17 protein-coding genes are annotated in these 15,402 nt (G+C 70.3%); 5 read left to right on the top strand and 12 right to left on the bottom strand.

Annotated elements, in window-relative coordinates; genetic code table 11:
* Positions 1-10: 10 nt before the first annotated feature.
* Both CU254_RS25115 and CU254_RS25110 read right to left on the bottom strand, forming a co-directional pair.
* Positions 11-1,564 carry an MDR family MFS transporter gene (locus tag CU254_RS25115; RefSeq protein ID WP_009080563.1) on the bottom strand — a complete coding sequence of 518 codons (1,554 nt, stop codon included), beginning with the start codon at positions 1,562-1,564 and terminating at the stop codon, positions 11-13.
* A 50-nt stretch (positions 1,565-1,614) separates the two neighbouring features.
* The gene (locus CU254_RS25110; RefSeq protein WP_009080561.1) at positions 1,615-2,223 is read right to left on the bottom strand and encodes a TetR family transcriptional regulator; all 609 of its coding nucleotides are present in this window, start codon (positions 2,221-2,223) and stop codon (positions 1,615-1,617) included.
* A 100-nt stretch (positions 2,224-2,323) separates the two neighbouring features.
* On the opposite strand from CU254_RS25110, the gene CU254_RS25105 reads away from it, so the two are divergent.
* Together CU254_RS25105 and CU254_RS25100 are read left to right on the top strand one after the other, a co-directional pair.
* Positions 2,324-3,067: an SDR family NAD(P)-dependent oxidoreductase gene (locus tag CU254_RS25105; protein ID WP_009080559.1), complete on the top strand. Its 744-nt coding sequence runs from the start codon at positions 2,324-2,326 to the stop codon at positions 3,065-3,067.
* Positions 3,068-3,225: 158 nt separating this feature from the next.
* The gene (locus CU254_RS25100) at positions 3,226-4,452 is read left to right on the top strand and encodes an LCP family protein (RefSeq protein WP_037714758.1); all 1,227 of its coding nucleotides are present in this window, start codon (positions 3,226-3,228) and stop codon (positions 4,450-4,452) included.
* Here the strand turns inward: CU254_RS25100 and CU254_RS25095 are convergent, their stop codons facing one another.
* The 4 genes from CU254_RS25095 to CU254_RS25085 are packed head-to-tail and all read right to left on the bottom strand — an operon-like array spanning position 4,453 to position 7,098.
* Positions 4,453-5,805 (bottom strand): sensor histidine kinase KdpD, encoded by a 1,353-nt coding sequence (locus CU254_RS25095; RefSeq protein ID WP_009080557.1) that lies wholly within the window; start codon positions 5,803-5,805, stop codon positions 4,453-4,455.
* On the bottom strand, positions 5,802-6,482 hold the full coding sequence (locus tag CU254_RS25090; RefSeq protein WP_037714756.1) for a response regulator transcription factor: 681 nt from the start codon (positions 6,480-6,482) through the stop codon (positions 5,802-5,804). Before CU254_RS25090 ends, CU254_RS25095 begins: the two co-directional genes overlap by 4 nt.
* 50 nt (positions 6,483-6,532) lie before the next feature.
* Positions 6,533-6,706, bottom strand: coding sequence for a hypothetical protein (locus tag CU254_RS43770; protein WP_009080554.1), 174 nt, complete (start codon positions 6,704-6,706; stop codon positions 6,533-6,535).
* A complete protein-coding gene (locus tag CU254_RS25085; RefSeq protein ID WP_009080552.1) occupies positions 6,703-7,098 on the bottom strand; it encodes a hypothetical protein in 396 nt (131 codons plus the stop codon). The genes CU254_RS43770 and CU254_RS25085 overlap by 4 nt, the downstream gene beginning before the upstream one ends.
* 141 nt (positions 7,099-7,239) lie before the next feature.
* Here CU254_RS25085 and CU254_RS25080 point away from each other — a divergent pair, with 141 nt between their 5' ends.
* The gene (locus tag CU254_RS25080) at positions 7,240-7,611 is read left to right on the top strand and encodes a helix-turn-helix domain-containing protein (protein ID WP_037714754.1); all 372 of its coding nucleotides are present in this window, start codon (positions 7,240-7,242) and stop codon (positions 7,609-7,611) included.
* Positions 7,612-7,614: 3 nt separating this feature from the next.
* On the opposite strand, the gene CU254_RS25075 is transcribed toward CU254_RS25080, so the two are convergent.
* Positions 7,615-8,382: an IclR family transcriptional regulator gene (locus tag CU254_RS25075; RefSeq protein WP_009080548.1), complete on the bottom strand. Its 768-nt coding sequence runs from the start codon at positions 8,380-8,382 to the stop codon at positions 7,615-7,617.
* Positions 8,383-8,539: 157 nt separating this feature from the next.
* Between CU254_RS25075 and CU254_RS25070 the strand changes: the two genes are divergently transcribed.
* Both CU254_RS25070 and CU254_RS25065 read left to right on the top strand, forming a co-directional pair.
* The gene (locus CU254_RS25070; protein WP_009080546.1) at positions 8,540-9,250 is read left to right on the top strand and encodes a CoA transferase subunit A; all 711 of its coding nucleotides are present in this window, start codon (positions 8,540-8,542) and stop codon (positions 9,248-9,250) included.
* Positions 9,247-9,876 (top strand): CoA transferase subunit B, encoded by a 630-nt coding sequence (locus CU254_RS25065; RefSeq protein WP_037714751.1) that lies wholly within the window; start codon positions 9,247-9,249, stop codon positions 9,874-9,876. The genes CU254_RS25070 and CU254_RS25065 overlap by 4 nt, the downstream gene beginning before the upstream one ends.
* A 124-nt stretch (positions 9,877-10,000) precedes the next feature.
* Here the strand turns inward: CU254_RS25065 and fahA are convergent, their stop codons facing one another.
* From fahA to CU254_RS25040, 5 genes are all read right to left on the bottom strand, one after another.
* Positions 10,001-11,170 (bottom strand): fumarylacetoacetase, encoded by a 1,170-nt coding sequence (fahA, locus tag CU254_RS25060; RefSeq protein WP_009080544.1) that lies wholly within the window; start codon positions 11,168-11,170, stop codon positions 10,001-10,003.
* Entirely contained in the window at positions 11,167-12,024 is an 858-nt protein-coding gene (locus tag CU254_RS25055) for a hypothetical protein (protein ID WP_009080542.1), read from the bottom strand. Before CU254_RS25055 ends, fahA begins: the two co-directional genes overlap by 4 nt.
* Positions 11,991-13,190 carry a homogentisate 1,2-dioxygenase gene (locus CU254_RS25050; RefSeq protein WP_009080540.1) on the bottom strand — a complete coding sequence of 400 codons (1,200 nt, stop codon included), beginning with the start codon at positions 13,188-13,190 and terminating at the stop codon, positions 11,991-11,993. The genes CU254_RS25055 and CU254_RS25050 overlap by 34 nt, the downstream gene beginning before the upstream one ends.
* A 158-nt stretch (positions 13,191-13,348) precedes the next feature.
* The gene (locus CU254_RS25045; protein WP_009080539.1) at positions 13,349-13,888 is read right to left on the bottom strand and encodes a MarR family winged helix-turn-helix transcriptional regulator; all 540 of its coding nucleotides are present in this window, start codon (positions 13,886-13,888) and stop codon (positions 13,349-13,351) included.
* 43 nt (positions 13,889-13,931) lie between these two features.
* The gene (locus CU254_RS25040) at positions 13,932-15,266 is read right to left on the bottom strand and encodes an MFS transporter (RefSeq protein ID WP_009080537.1); all 1,335 of its coding nucleotides are present in this window, start codon (positions 15,264-15,266) and stop codon (positions 13,932-13,934) included.
* Between the last annotated feature and the right edge of the window lie 136 nt (positions 15,267-15,402).

The raw sequence follows: 15,402 nt of genomic DNA, 5'->3' as shown, positions 1-15,402 counted from the left end.
AGACGGTAGCTCAGACCGCCTCGTCCGCCAGCCGTTCCAGCCCGCTCTTCGTCTTGAGCGGCAGGTGCTTCAGGAACGCCACCGCGACCACGACCAGCAGGGCGATCGGCGCGCTGATCAGGAACAGGTCGCTCGTCGCGATGCCGTACGCGTCCCGGATCACCGCGACGACCGGAGCGGGCAGTTGCGCGAGGTCGGGCACCTTCCCGCCGCCGGACCCGGCGGACGCGGCCGGTCCGAGCCCGTCGGCGATGAGCGTGCCGACCCGGCTGGCCAGCACCGCGCCGAGCGCGCTCACGCCGATCGACCCGCCGAGGCTGCGGAAGAACGACAGCGTCGAGGTCGCCGCGCCGAGATCGGCGGCGGGCACGTCGTTCTGCGTCACCAGCACCAGGTTCTGGTTCAGCATGCCCACGCCGACGCCGAGCACCAGCATGGACAGGCTCAGCTCGAGCAGCGACGTGTGCGCGTCGATCAGCCCGAGCAGGCCGAGCCCCGCCGCCATCAGCACCGCGCCGAGCAGCAGGAACGGCTTCCATTTGCCGGTGCGGCTGATCAGCTGGCCGGACACAGTGGACGAAACGAGCAGGCCGAAGATCATCGGCAGGCTCATCAACCCGGCCACCGTCGGGGATTTGCCGAGCGCCAGCTGGAAGTACTGCGACAGGAACACGGTGCCGCCGAACATCGCGACCCCGACCAGGAAACTCGCGACAGTGGCGAGCGTGACCGTGCGATTGCGGAACAGCGCCAGCGGCACGACCGGTTCGCGCACCTTCGCCTCGACCCACACCGCGAGCACCAGCACGAGCACGCCGGCCGGCACGAGCACCGCGGTCTGCCAGGAACCCCAGGCGAAGGTCGAGCCGGCCAGCGACGACCACACCAGCAGCGTCGAAACGCCGAGCATGATCAGGAACGCGCCGAGGTAGTCGACGTGCACCTCGCGGCGCAGCGTCGGCAGGTCCAGCGTGCGCTGCAGCAACAGGATCGCGGCGAGCGCGAACGGCACGCCGAGGAAGAAGCACCAGCGCCAGCCGAGCCACGAGGTGTCCACGAGCACACCGCCGATCAGCGGGCCCGCGACCGTGCCGACCGCGAAGACCGCGCCGAAGACGCCGGAGAACTTGCCCAGCTCGCGCGGCGAAACGATGGCCGCCATGATGACCTGGGCGAGCGCGGTGAGCCCGCCGCCGCCGACGCCCTGGGCGATCCGGCTGAGGATCAGCACGTCGATGTTCTGTGCGAGACCGGCCACCAGCGAGCCGACCACGAACAGCCCGAGCGAGAGCTGGATCAGCAGTTTCTTGTTGTACAGATCGGAAAGCTTGCCCCAGAGCGGGACGGTCGCGGTCATCGCGAGCAGTTCGGTCGTGACGACCCAGGTGTAGGACGACTGGCTGCCGCCCAGCTCGGACACGATCCGCGGCAGGGCGTTCGCGACCACAGTGGACGCGAGGATGGCGACGAAAATGCCCATCATCAGGCCGGACATCGCCTGCAGCACGTGCCGGTGGCTCATCGCCGGTGCGGGCGCGGGCGATTCCGCGGCGGACAGGGACATGGACAGTCCTTTCCGGACTCAGAGAGAGATTCGGAGAGATTCGGGGAGGTTCAGCGGGGGTCGGGCAGGCCCGCGGCAGCCGCGGCGGCGGCCTCGTCGAAGATCTCGAGCAGCGGTCGCGTCCCGTTCCGGGCGGCCCAGCGGGTGAGCGACGCGGTGAGCACCCCGCCCGCCACCGCCAGCAGCAGCGACGGGAACAGGTCCTTCTCCGCGTCGGTGCCGGAACGCTGGGCGATGGCCGCGACCAGCGGCTCGCGCGAGCCGGAGTTGAGCGTCGTCGCGCGGACGAGCAGCGACGGATCGCCCTGGATGATGCGCAACCGGGTCAGCCACTCGTCGCGGTCCCGCTCGATGTCGGCGAGGTCCTCCCGGACGGCCGCGATGAACGCGGGAAACGCGTCGACCCCTTCCGGCTGCGCGAGAAACCGGGCGAGCGTTTGCTCGGCCCGCTCCGCGTGGTCGGCGTACGCGAGCAGCACGGCGTCCTCTTTGACCGGGAAGTAGTTGAAGAACGTGCGCGCGGACACCCCCGCCTCGGCCGCGATGTCGTCGACGGTGACCTGGTCCAGACCACGCTCGGCAACCAGCCGAAGCGCGGCGAGAGCGATGGTGCGGTGGGTTTCGAGCTTCTTGCGCTCGCGCAAGCCGGGAGGGGGCACGTGCTCAGGGTAGCCAGATCTTGCAGAAGCTGCAAAGTTGCAGTTTGTGAACCAGGGCACCTCGCCGGGGCCGGGGGAGGTGCTGGCAGACTCACCCACCGTGAGCGGAACGGTGCTGGTACTAGGCGGACGCAGCGAAATCGGGACGGCGGTGGCCGTCCGGCTGGCGCGGGGCGGGGCGCGGCGGTTCGTGCTCGCCGCGAGGCCGGGAGCGGACCTCAGCGAACCGGCGGCCGCCCTCCGGGAAGCGGGGGCGGAGACCGTCGCGACCGAGGACTTCGACGCCGACGACCTCTCCGCGCACCGCCCGCTGCTCGAGCGCGTCATCGAGGGGCACGGGCCGCTCGAGACCGTCGTGCTCGCGTTCGGCATTCTCGGCGACCAAGCGCGCGCGGAGACGGACGCCGCGCACGCCACCGCGATCGTGCACACCGATTACGTCGCTCAGGTGTCGGTGCTCACTCACACGGCGGAACTGTTGCGTACTCAGGGTTCCGGAAACCTCGTCGTTTTCTCGTCGGTCGCCGGGATTCGCGTGCGGCGGGCGAATTACGTGTACGGCTCGGCGAAAGCGGGCCTCGACGGGTTCGCCTCGGGACTGTCCGACGCGCTGCACGGCACTGGCGTGCACCTGCTGCTCGTGCGTCCGGGCTTCGTGATCGGCCGGATGACCGAAGGAATGTCTCCCGCGCCGTTCTCCAGCACCGCCGATCAGGTGGCCGACGCGACCGTCGCGGCATTGCGCCGCCGCCGGGAAGTCGTGTGGGTGCCGGGCGTGTTGCGCTTGGTGTTCGCGGCGATGCGGTTCGTGCCGCGCGCGGTGTGGCGGCGGATGCCGCGCTGAACTCCCTGTGCCCGCAGGGGCACCGGCTGTCGCCGCGCGCTCGGCCGAACGGGCAGCATCACATCTTCGCGACAGGTTTCTCAGGCTATTCCCAGCTAACGCGGCGATCCTCGAAGGAGGGGGCCGAGAGCCGGCCCCGGGGAAGCGAGGAACCGGCCGTGCTGATCACGTCCCGGGGCCGCCGCATCGGCGGCCGTGCGGTGCTGGGTGTGGTGTCCACCCTGGTACTGGGCGCCACCGGATTCGCGTGGTCGCAACTGCACCGGCTGGACACCAGCCTCGTCACGGCCGACGTCATCGCGCCCGCGGCGCAGGTCCCGGACGCCCCGGCCGGGGAACCGCTCACCGTCGCGCAGAACATTCTGTTGGTAGGTCTCGATTCCCGCACCAAACCGGACGGGACGCCGCTGCCGCAGAACGTGCTCGACGCGCTGCACGCGGGCAGCGGGGACGACGGCGGCAACACCACCGACACGATGATCGTGGTGCACGTCCCGGCCGGCGGCGCGGCCGCCACCGCGATCTCGATCCCGCGCGATTCCTATGTGGACATTCCGGGTTACGGCAAGCACAAGATCAATTCGGCGTACAGCCGCGCGCGCTCCGACCAACGGGGAAAGCTCGCCCAGCAAGGAATGAGCGGCCCGCAGCTGGAAGTGGCGGCGGACGCGGCCGGGGCGAAATCTGCGATCGCCGCGGTGCAGCAGCTCACCGGGCTCACCGTCAACCACTACGCCGCGGTCAATCTCGCCGGGTTCGCCGCCCTGAGCCAGGCCGTCGGCGGGGTGCGAGTGTGTCTCAAGGCCCCGGTGCACGATTCCTACTCCGGAGCCGATTTTCCCGCCGGGACGCAGACCATCTCCGGCACCCAGGCGCTCGCCTTCGTGCGGCAGCGGCACGGCCTGCCCAACGGCGACCTGGACCGGATCGCGCGGCAGCAGGCCTTCCTGTCGGCGATGGCGAAAACCGTCCTCGGCTCCGGCACTTTCACCGACCCGTCGCGGCTTTCGTCCCTGGTGGACGCTTTGGAAGGTTCGGTCACTCTCGACCACGGCTGGAATCTCCTGAGCTTCGCCCAGCAACTGCACGGCCTCAGCTCGGGCGCGATCGCGTTCGGCACGATCCCGGTGCAGAGCCTGTCGATGGCCACCCCGTCCGACGGCGACGCGGTGAAGGTGGATCCGGCGCAGGTGAAGCAATTCGTGCAGACGCAGATCAGCTCGCCGGACGTCGCGGCGTCCGGGGCGACCTCCGATCCGGGCACAGTCCGCCCGTCGTCGAGCGGAGGCATGGTGCGGCCGATCGCGGAGACGACCACGCCGACTCCGCCGGCGGGAACCCCGGCGCAGCCGAAGCTGACGACGGCCAGCGGGTGTGTGAACTGATCAGGCGAGCGGCAGTGTGATGGTGAATGCCGCTCCGCCCTCGGGTGCCGGTCCAGCCGTCAAGGTCCCGCCCATCCGGGTCACCAGCCCGTGTGCCAGCGCCAGCCCGATGCCGGACCCGACCGGGCGGCTGTCGCGGTACCGGGCGTTGAGCACGCCGCGTTCAAAAGCCACCGGGTAGTCCTCCGGCGCGAGCCCGGGACCGCCGTCTCGGACCGACAGGTGGGCGTGGCCGTCCGCGACCGACAGGGCGAACACCATCGGCGCACCCGCGGGCGTGACGCGCAGCGCGTTCTCCGCCAACCCGTCCACGACCTGGTGCAGCCGCCGGGCGTCGGCGGTCACCATGGCGGGTCCCGGGGGAGACTGCACGGTCAGCGGGACATCCGAGCGGGCGCAGCGCAATTGCCACACCTCCGCGCAGTCCCGGACCAGTGCGGCGAAGTCGAAAACATCCAGGTCGAGCTGGAATTCGTCGGCGCCGAGGCGGGCGAGTTCCAGCAGATCCGACACGAGCCGTTCCAGGCGTTGGGCCTCTCGGTGGATCGTCTCCCCGGCCCGGCGCGCGTCCGGGCCCGAAGCGACTCCGTCGGCGATCGCCTCCGCGAAACCGGTCACCGCGGTCAGCGGGGTGCGAAGTTCGTGCGACACCGACAGCAGGAACTCGCGTTGCCGGGCTTCGCTGCGGGCCAGCGCGTCGGCGAGTTCGTTCAACGATCCCGCGACCTGCGCGACCTCGGCGGGGCCTTCGACCGGCACCCGGACATCGCGCCGGCCCGCGCTGAGGCTGCCTGCCGCGGCGGCCGCGCGGCGGAGGGGGCGGCCGAGCAAGCGTCCCGAGACGTATCCGGCGACGGCGGCGACCAGAAGTCCGATGCCGAGGGCCAGAAGAATGTTGCGCAGCAACGCATGTTGCGTCGATTCCGCGCTGCGCACGGGCTGCACCAGCGCGAACGCGGCTTGCGGGCCGACCGGGCGCACTTCCACGAGGTAGTCGACAGTGCCGATCGTGACCCGCGTCGAATGGTCCTTTCCGGACGTGAGCCCGGCCCGTTCCGCGGCGCGCACCGCGGTCGCCTGTCCGGAATTCTGGCCGCTGACCCGGTGCACGACGACCTCGATGCCCTGCCCCCGCACGACCGCGGCGGCCTTGCCGATCGCGAGCCGGTTGCCGATGCCCGTGTCGTCGAGCTGCCCGGCGATGACGTCGGCCTGGTCCCGCAACGACTGCTGCAGCACCGAATCCGCGGTGTTGCGGACCAGGCGGGACGCGACGAGCCCGGCCACCAGCACCGCGATCCCGGCGACGGCCAGGCACACCACGGTGATCCGGAGCGCGAGCGTGGTTTTCATCCGGCATCCGCCGCGTAGCCGATGCCCCTAACAGTCCGAATTGGACTGTCATCGCCGAGTTTTGCCCGCAGCTGCGCGACATGCACGTCCACGGTGCGGGTCCCGGCCGCGGCGGCGTAGCCCCAGACCGCGCTGAGCAGCTGATCGCGCGACAGCACTTGGCCGGGGTGGCGCAACAGGTAGGCGAGCAGATCGAATTCGGTGGAGGTCAACGCGACCTCGGCCTCGCCTGCCCAGGCGCGGCGGCCGGGGACGTCGATGCGCACGCCGCCGCAAGCCAGCGTCGTGGCCGGGCTTCCGGACGCGCGGCGCAGCACAGTCCGCACGCGGGCGGCGAGCTCACGCGGGCTGAACGGTTTGGTGAGGTAGTCGTCCGCGCCGATTTCCAAGCCCAGCAAGCGATCCAGCTCGTCGTCGCGGGCGGTCACGAACAGCACGGGCGTCCAGTCGCCCGCCGCGCGCAGCGCCCGGCAGATCTCGATGCCGTCCATTCCGGACAGTCCGATGTCGAGGACCACCGCGACCGGCCGCAACCGGCGGATCGCCGCGAGCGCCTTCGCCCCGTCCGGCTCGACCTCCACCCCGAACCCGTCGCGCCGCAGGTACAGCGCGGCGAGTTCGGCGATCGCGGTCTCGTCCTCCACGACGAGGACGAGACCGCGGCCAGCTGACCCCATGCGGGCTCCCGTTCCTCCGGCCGACTGCGTCGGGGGAAACGGTACGCGGGTCACCGCTGCCCGTCGCCCGCCATGTCGGACTGGATGGAGTCCAGCGTGGACTGGATGCTGCTCAGATCGCCGTCCGGCGCCGCCCCCGGCGACGGTGCCGAACCGTTGTCGCAAGCCACGCAGCCGAGCCCGACGGCGGCAGCCGCGGCAGCGATCGCGATCAGCCGCCTCACTTCGGCGCCTGACAGTGCGCCGCGGCGAACGCGTCGAGCTGCTTCGTCGCGTTCGCCAGCTCGCCGAGCCGGCTCTGGCGCTTGTCCGCCCGCTTCTGCAGCCGGTCGGCCTGCGCGGCGTGCCCCTGCGTGCGGGCGTCGTTCGCGCGCGCCTTGAGATTCGCGACCGACCCGGCGACCTCGGGTCCGCCGTTGATCCGGTTGGTCAGATTCTGGGCCTGTTTGCGCAGTTTCGGCACCCACGCCGTGCACATCTGCTGGACCTCCTGGGGGCTCAGCGTCACCGGAGCCGGGGCCGGCGCCTGCGTGTCGGCGCTGGCGATCGGCGCGGCCACGAGCAGTCCGGCCGCGATCCCGCAGCCCGCCAGTGCCAGCCGCCTCGTTCCTCGCATCGTTCTCGTCCTCCCGTGTCGGTGTTCCGAGGACCACCGTCGCGCGCGGGTGTACGAGCGGTGTGGGACGGATGTTCGGGTTCGGTAAAGCCTCTCGGCCCGGCGGAGTGTTACTCTCTTGCGGAGAGTGAGGAGGCCGCCGTGCTCGGAAACCCGTACGACCGCGATTGCCCGACGCGCCAGCTGCTCGACCGGATCGGCGACCAGTGGACGGTGCTGATCGTCGGCGCGCTGACGGACGGCCCGCTGCGCTTCACCGAGATCGGCAAGCGCGTCGACGGGATCTCGCAGAAGGTCCTGACGCAAACCCTGCGCAGCCTGGTCCGCGACGGCATCCTCGTCCGCACCGCGTACCCGGTGATCCCGCCGAAGGTCGAGTACGAGCTGACCCAGCTGGGCCGCAACCTCGCCGAACCGCTGGAACTGCTGGACCGGTGGGCGCGCCGGAACATGGACCAGGTCATGACTGCGCGAGCGGCGTACGACAAAGAGAACGCCGCCACTGCTTCTTGACCCTCAGGAGGGCTGGCGCAGCACGTTCGTCAACGCATGCGCCTCTTTGAGCAGCAATGCCCCCAGCTCGGGGCGCCGCTCCGCGCGGAACCGCGACTCCACCCCGGTCAAGGTCAACGCCCACGCCGGCTCCCCGGCGGGCGTGAACACCGCCGCCGCCATGCCCCAGCTTCCCTCGACCACCAGCCCGGGATTGGTCGAATACCCGTCCTCCCGCGTCCGCGCGATCCGGGCCCGCACGTCCTCCGCGCGGTGCGCCGGACCCCATTCGGCCGTCAGATCCACTGTGGACAGGTACTCCTCGACCTCCCGGTCCGGCAGCATCGACAGCACCACCAGCCCCGCCGACACCACGCCCAGCGGGAACCGCGCGCCCTCGTACAGCACGAACGACCGGATCGGGAAGTCGCCGTCCTCGCGCAGCAGGCAGACCGTCTCGTTGCCGCGGCGGGCGGAGAAGAACGCGCTCTCGCCGGTGGCCGCGGCCAGCCGGTGGACGCTCGCGCGCGCCTGCTGCGTCACGTCGTAGCGCGGGGCGGCCGCCTCGCCCAGCAGGTACAGCTCCGGGCCCAGGTACCAGCGGCCGCTCTGCCGGTCGCGGTCGACGTAGCCCTCGGCGGCCAGCGACGCGAGCAGCCGGTGCACGGTCGGGCGGGCCAGGCCGCACTGGCGCGCGAGCTGAGAGGTCGACGCTCCGTCGCGGTAGGTGGACAATGCGCGCAGGACCGCGGACACCCGTCCGACGACGTGGTCCGGAGGCGAGGTGGGCACGGGATCGAGGGTACGTCCGCTCAGTGAACGCATCGGGCGCGGGTGTTCGGTGCGCGAGAGGTTTGCCGGGGATCCCGGCGTGTCGGTTGACCCGTTTCCCCTGCGCTGGGTTGTATGCGGGGACTGACCACTCACCGAACGAAGTGGAGAGGATGCCGTGCCGACGAAGTACCGCAGCGCCGCGGAGGCCCTCGACGGGCTGCTCGAGGACGGGCTGACGATCGCGGTCGGGGGCTTCGGCCTCACCGGGAACCCGAACGACCTCATCGAGGCGGTCCGGGACTCGGGCGTGCGCGATCTGACGATCGTCTCGAACAACATGGGAGTCGACGGGGCCGGGCTCGGCATCCTGCTCGAGAACCGGCAGGTGCGCCGGGTCATCGCGTCGTACGTCGGCGAGAACAAGCTGTTCGCGCAGCAGTACCTCGACGGGACGGTCGAGGTCGAATTCACCCCGCAGGGCACGCTCGCCGAGCGGATGCGGGCGGGCGGCGCGGGGATCCCGGCGTTCTACACCAAGTCCGGCGTCGGCACGCCGATCGCCGAGGGCAAGCCGCACGCCGAGTTCGACGGCGTCACCTACGTGCAGGAGCGCGGGATCGTCGCGGATCTTTCCCTCGTGCACGCCTACGTCGCGGACCCGGCCGGGAACCTGATCTACCGGTACGCCTCGCGGAACTTCAACCCGCTGGTCGCGACCTGCGGCAAGGTGACCGTCGCCGAGGCCGAGCAGATCTCGGACGACTACCTCGACCCGGAGCGGATCATCACGCCGGGGATCTACATCCAGCGGCTGATCCAGGCCGTCGAGCGGGAAAAGCAGATCGAAAAGCGGACCGTGCGCGTGCGTGAGGAGGCGTCGGCGTGAGCTGGAGCCGGGAGGACATGGCCAAGATCGGGGCTCGCGAGCTTCGGGACGGCGATTACGTGAACCTCGGGATCGGGATTCCCACCCAGGTGGCGAACCACATTCCGGACGGGGTGCAGGTGACCTTGCACAGCGAGAACGGGATTCTCGGGCTGGGGCCGTTCCCTTGGGAGGGCGAGGAAGACCCGGACCTGGTGAACGCCGGGAAGCAGACGGTCACCTTGCAGCCCGGGGCCAGTTTGTTCGATTCCGCCGAGTCTTTCGCGATGATTCGCGGCGGGCATATCGATCTGGCGTTGCTCGGGGCGTTGCAGGTCGGCGCCAACGGGGATTTGGCGAACTGGACGGTTCCCGGAGCGTTGGTCAAGGGGATGGGCGGCGCGATGGATCTCGTCGCCGGGGCTCGTCGGGTGGTGATCATTACGGATCACACCGCCAAGGACGGGACGCCGAAGATTGTCGAGAAGTGCACGCTGCCGTTGACCGGGGCGGCAGTGGTGAACCGGATCATCACCAACTTGGCGGTGCTGGATGTGACGGACGACGGGCTGAAGCTCGTGGAGCTGGCGCCTGGGGTTTCGTTGGAAGAGGTGCGGGAGAAGACTGGGGCGCCGGTCGCGGAATAAGCGGGCACGGCGCGGGGGAGGGCTGGGCGCCTCGCTGGGTTAGGCACGCAGGTGCGGCTAGGTCCGTGAAGGGCTCCTTGAGGGAAACAGATTCCCTCAAGGAGCCCTTCACGGACTTCTGCCGTTATTGCGCGGGCAGGATGCGGCCCCGGACCTCGCCGAAGCCGAGGGTCGCGCCGCCGCTGGTGGTGGCGCGACCGGTGATCACGACCTCGTCCCCGTCCTGCAGGAAGGTGCGGGATTCGCCGTTGACGGTCAACGGGTCCCGGCCGCCCCAGGAGAGTTCCAGGAACGAGCCGCGTTCGGCCGGTTCCGCGCCGGAGATCGTGCCGGAGCCGTAGAGGTCGCCGGTGCGGGCGGAGGCGCCGTTGACGGTCAGGTGGGCCAGCATTTGCGCGGGAGACCAGTACATCTCCCGGTACGGCGGGCGGGACACCTCCTGGCCGTTCCACTCCACGGCCAGGGTGATGTCCAGGCCCCACGGCGACGATTCCCGCAGGTAGGGCAGGGGTTCCGGCGAGGTCTGGCCGGGCAGCGGCACGCGGGCCTCGGCCAGCGCCAGCACCGGGACCACCCACGGCGAGATCGACGTCGCGAAGCTCTTGCCCAGGTTCGGGCCCAGCGGGACGTACTCCCAGGCCTGGATGTCGCGGGCGGACCAGTCGTTCAGCAGGACCGCGCCGAACACGTGGCGAGGGAAGTCGTCCGGGGAGATCGGCGTGTTGGCCGGAGTGCCCGCGCCGACGATGAAGCCCAGTTCCGCCTCGATGTCCAGGCGGGTGCTCGGGCCGAAGACCGGGCCGTCCTCGCCCTTGCGCTGGCCGCTCGGGCGGACCACGTCGGTGCCGGACACGTAGACCGTGCCGGAGCGGCCGTGGTAGCCGACCGGGAGGTGTTTCCAGTTGGGCAGCAACGGTTCCGCGTCCGGGCGGAACAGGCGGCCGACGTTCGACGCGTGGTGTTCCGAGGCGTAGAAGTCCACGTAGTCGGCGACGTCGATGGGCAGGTGCAGCTGGACGTCGGCGACCGCGTGCACCGCTTCGGCGGGCACGTCGCCGGTGACCAGCGACTGCAGCCGGGTGCGGACCTCGACCCAGCGGTCGTAACCCTGCGCCATGAAGGCGTTCAGCGTCGGCTCGGCGAAGACCGCGTCGCCGAGCGCGATCGACAGGTCCAGCACGTGCTCGCCCACGCGCACGCCCACTCGGGGGCTGCCGTCGCCCGCCGAGAAGACGCCGTACGGCAGGTTTTCGACGCCGAACGGGGAGCCGGCGGGGATGTCGAGCACGGTCATGCGGGGGCTCCGATCAGGCCTAGGTCTGTCAGTTCGGTGAGCGGGTCGGTGATGCTGCAGGTGCCGAACGAGGTGAACTGCGCGCGGGCCGCGGACAGGCGTTCCGGGGCCAGCGCGCGGATCCGGTCGGAGACCGCTTTGGCGTCGCGTTCGGCAAGCAGCGCAACGACTTCCTCGTCCTCGGCGCCGCGGTCGGCTGCCTCGGCGGCGAGCAGGAGGTTCAGGAATCCGTGCTGCTCGAAACCCGTGTCGGGGTCGGTGTTGCGGATCGCGTGGTGCAGGCCCGCGGTCGCCTTGAACGGCACGCCCGCCTCGGCGGTCGCGCGGATCGCGGCGGCGAGTTCGGCTTCGTCCGGGTAGTACTCGGCCGACGTGCCGCCGGTGCGGAACTTCGCCTTGTGCGGGGTGCCGGAAAGCGCTTGCAGCAACGGAATCCGGCGTTCGTCGCGCGGGATCTCCACGGCGATCGGAACCGGGCAACCGTCCACTGCGGACAGGAACTCGGCGACGCGCATTCCCTGCGGCACCGCGATTTCCAGCGATTCGACCGACACCGGGAGGCCGTCGACGGCCTTGAGCACGTCGGCGATCCCGCCCGGCCCGGCGGGCAGCGTCACGGTCAGCGGCAGGGGCGTCGAGCGGCCCGCGACGACCTCGGCCAGCTCCGCCAACCCAGACGCGGCGACGACCAGCGGGCCGACCATCGCGGCGTACGAGGAAGCGGTGTGCCGGTCGTGCGCGGCGACGGCGTCCGGCAGCGGCGCGAGGCCGGGCGGGAAGACCGCCGCGTCGTCGAGCAGGCCGCGGGTCAAGGCGTCGGTCACGACTGCGGTCCCCGTCCTGCCCAGGTCCAGGCGTAGCCGGGGTCGTCGCTCGCGTGGCCGCCCTCGCCGATCTCCAGCGGGCGGAACGTGTCGACCATGACGGCCAGCTCGTCGAAGAACTCCGCGCCGAGCGAGCGTTCCACCGCGCCCGGCTGCGGGCCGTGGCTGTGCCCGCCGGGGTGCAGGCTGATCGAGCCCTGGCCGATGCCGGAGCCCTTGCGCGCCTCGTAGTTCCCGCCGCAGTAGAACATCACCTCGTCGGAGTCCACATTGGAGTGGTAGTACGGCACCGGGATCGAGAGCGGGTGGTAGTCGACCTTGCGCGGCACGAAATTGCAGATGACGAAGTTGTTGCCCTCGAACACCTGGTGCACGGGCGGCGGCTGGTGCACGCGGCCGGTGATGGGCTCGAAATCGGAGACGTTGAACGTGTACGGGTACAGGCAGCCGTCCCAGCCGACCACGTCGAACGGGTGCGTCGGGTACACGTAACGCGTGCCGACGACGCCGCGCGAGCCGCGGTGCTTGACCAGCACCTCGACGTCCGTGCCCTCGACGAGCAGCGGTTCGGCCGGGCCGTGCAGGTCGCGCTCGCAGTAGGGCGCGTGCTCCAGCAACTGGCCGTACCGCGACAGGTAGCGCTTCGGCGGCGCGATGTGCGAGTTCGCCTCGATCACATAGGCGCGCAACGGTTCCGCGCCCTTCGGCACCCATCGGTGCGTGGTGGCGCGGGGGAGAATCACGTAGTCGCCGGTGCGGGCGGGCAGCGCGCCGAACACCGTTTCGACGACCGCTTCGCCGGACTCGACGTACACGCATTCGTCGCCGATCGCGTTGCGGTACAACGGGGAAGCCTCGCCGGCGGCGACGTAGGAGATCCGCACGTCGCCGTTGCCGAGCACGAGACGGCGGTTGTTCACGACATCCGCGCTCTTCCATTCCTCGCCCGGGAACAGCGTGTGCAGCTTGAGGTGCAGCGGCTTGAGCGGCCGGTTCTCGGTGAGCGTCTGGTCCGGCAGTTGCCACGGCGTCGCGTCGACGATCGCGGACGGGATGCCGCGGTGGTAGAGCAGCGACGAGTCGGAGGAGAAGCCCTCTTCGCCCATCAGCTCCTCGGAGTAGAGCCCGCCTTCGGGCGTGCGGTGCTGGGTGTGCCGCTTAGGCGGGATGCTGCCCGCGCTGCGGTAGTAGGCCATGGGTCGCCTCCTCGGCGCGAAGTAATCAAAGTATGTACTACTTTCCGGCCAGCGTAGTCCCCCAGCCGAGCTGTGGGAAGGGCTGGCGGCTGTCCGTGAAGGGCTCCTTGAAGGAATCAGATTCCCTCAAGGAGCCCTTCACGGACAGCGGTGCCGGGTCAGCGGCGGGTCGCGAACCCGGCCCGGCCGGAGATGAGCTTGTCGAGCAGCATCACCAGCACGCGCTGTTCGGCCTCGGTGAGCACCTCGACCCACCCGGCCTCGCGTTCGTTCTGCGCCTCGAACACCTCGAGCATCTCGGCGTGCCCGGCCTCGGTGAGCGAAAGCCGCACCGAACGGCCGTCCGTCTCGCCCGGCGTCCGCGTCAGCAAACCCTCGCTGACCAGGGACTTCGCCAGATTCGACACGGCCGCGCGGCTCATCCCGGCAAGCCGCGCGGCCGCGGACGGTTCGAGCGGCCCGGCCAGCCACACGACGAACAGCACCCGGAACGCCGACCACGACCGCCCGCGCGGCCGGTGCACGGCGGCTTCGAGGTCGTAGGTGACCAGGTTCGACGCCCGGTTCAGCGTCAGCAGCACCTCGGTCGCCAGCTGGTGGCGGAACCCGAACTCCTCGGACAGCCTGCGGTTGGCCAGCGCGATGAACGACCAGAAGTCGAGCGAGTCCGGGTCCGGCGGCGCGGCGGGGTCCTGCATGGAGAGCACTGTAACCGCGCCGCCGGGATAATCAAACTCGAAACTACTTCACCGGACGGGCCAGGCGGGCCCCGGCGTCGCGCGGCACCTTCAGGAACGCCAGCATCGCCGCGGCGACGACCAGGCAGCCGATCGGGAAGTACAGCCCCACCGTCACGTCGCTCTCGGTGGCCGCGAGCCCGATCGCGTACGGCCCGAAGAACCCGCCGAGCGCGGCGATCGAGTTGATCGCGGCCAGGCCGACCGCGGTGTGCTCCTTCGACAGCACCCGTGCGGCCATCGCCCAGTACGGCGCGAGGTAGCCGAGCACGCCGATCGCCGCCAGCGAGAGGCTGATCAGCGACAACGCCGGCACGGTCTTGAACTGGATCGCGCCGAAGAAGCCGATCGCCGCCACCAGCACGGTGCCGATCACGTGGCCCTTGCGCTCGCCGGTGCGGTCGGAGTTGCGGGCCAGCAGCAGCATGCCGACCGCGCCGACCACGTACGGGATCGCGCCGAGCAGGCCGATGTTGGTCGAGGAGTACTTCGGGTCGAGCTGCTTCACGATCAGCGGCAGGAAGAACGTGAGCCCGTACAGCCCGCAGGCGATGAAGAGGTTGGAAATCGCCAGCAGCAGGACCTTGCCGTCGCGCACCGCGCGCAGCTGGCCGAGGAACGTCTCTTTCTCCTCCGGCACGTACTCGCGGTCGATCTCCGCCTGCAGCCAGGAGCTTTCCTCAGCGGTCAGGAACTTCGCGTCGGCGGGCTTGTTCGGCAGGCAGAAGAAGGTCAGCAGGCCGATCAGCACGGCGGGCGCGCCCTGCAGGATGAACACCCACTGCCAGCTGCTCATCCCGAACCAGTGCACGTGGTCGAGGATCCAGCCGCCGAAGAGGCTCCCGAGGATCAGCGCGATCGGCTGCGCGAGCGCGAGCGTCGCGATGGCCCGGCCGCGTTCCTTGCCGCGGAACCAGAAGGTCAAGTACAGCAGCAGCCCGGGGAACAGGCCCGCCTCGGCGATGCCGAGCAGGATCCGGGCGATCATCAGGTGCGTCACGCTCGCGACGAACCCGGTCAGCACGGTCACGATGCCCCAGCTGACCGCGATCCGGCTGAGCCACAGCCGGGCCCCGACCTTCTTCATGATCATGTTGCTGGGGACCTCGAACACCACGTAGGCGAGGAAGAAGATCGCCGACGCGACGCCGAAGGTCGCGGCCGTGATGGTGAGTTCCTTGGCCATGCCGAGCTGGGCGTAGCCGATGTTCGCCCGGTCCATGTAGTTGAAGATGTAGAGCAGCAGGACGATCGGCATGACGCGGACGCCGACCTTGCGGACGGTGCGTCTGGCCAGCGGCGAGTCCGCCGTGGCGGCGGCTGCGGCGGGGACGGACATGGGTTCTCCTCGACGGTGAGCAGTACTGTGTTGATCGTTGTCGATCCGGCTGCTGCCGCGGCCGAATGGCTTGCGGCAACGGTCGGGTCCCGGGCGGGGGTCGGCCTTCTTTCGGCCGGATCGGCAAGTGTGTGGC

It is taken from the genome of Amycolatopsis sp. AA4 (assembly GCF_002796545.1).
GTDB lineage: Bacteria > Actinomycetota > Actinomycetes > Mycobacteriales > Pseudonocardiaceae > Amycolatopsis.
This window is presented reverse-complemented; position numbering and strand designations above follow the sequence as displayed.

Excerpts from the sequence above, each read along its gene's own strand:
- CU254_RS25115 (WP_009080563.1), bottom strand. The coding sequence starts at position 1,564 with ATGTCCCTGTCCGCCGCGGAATCGCCCGCGCCCGCACCGGCGATGAGC.
- CU254_RS25095 (WP_009080557.1), bottom strand. The coding sequence starts at position 5,805 with ATGAAAACCACGCTCGCGCTCCGGATCACCGTGGTGTGCCTGGCCGTC.
- CU254_RS25090 (WP_037714756.1), bottom strand. The coding sequence starts at position 6,482 with ATGGGGTCAGCTGGCCGCGGTCTCGTCCTCGTCGTGGAGGACGAGACC.
- CU254_RS25085 (WP_009080552.1), bottom strand. The coding sequence starts at position 7,098 with ATGCGAGGAACGAGGCGGCTGGCACTGGCGGGCTGCGGGATCGCGGCC.
- fahA (WP_009080544.1), bottom strand. The coding sequence starts at position 11,170 with ATGACCGTGCTCGACATCCCCGCCGGCTCCCCGTTCGGCGTCGAAAAC.
- CU254_RS25050 (WP_009080540.1), bottom strand. The coding sequence starts at position 13,190 with ATGGCCTACTACCGCAGCGCGGGCAGCATCCCGCCTAAGCGGCACACC.
- CU254_RS25045 (WP_009080539.1), bottom strand. The coding sequence starts at position 13,888 with ATGCAGGACCCCGCCGCGCCGCCGGACCCGGACTCGCTCGACTTCTGG.
- CU254_RS25040 (WP_009080537.1), bottom strand. The coding sequence starts at position 15,266 with ATGTCCGTCCCCGCCGCAGCCGCCGCCACGGCGGACTCGCCGCTGGCC.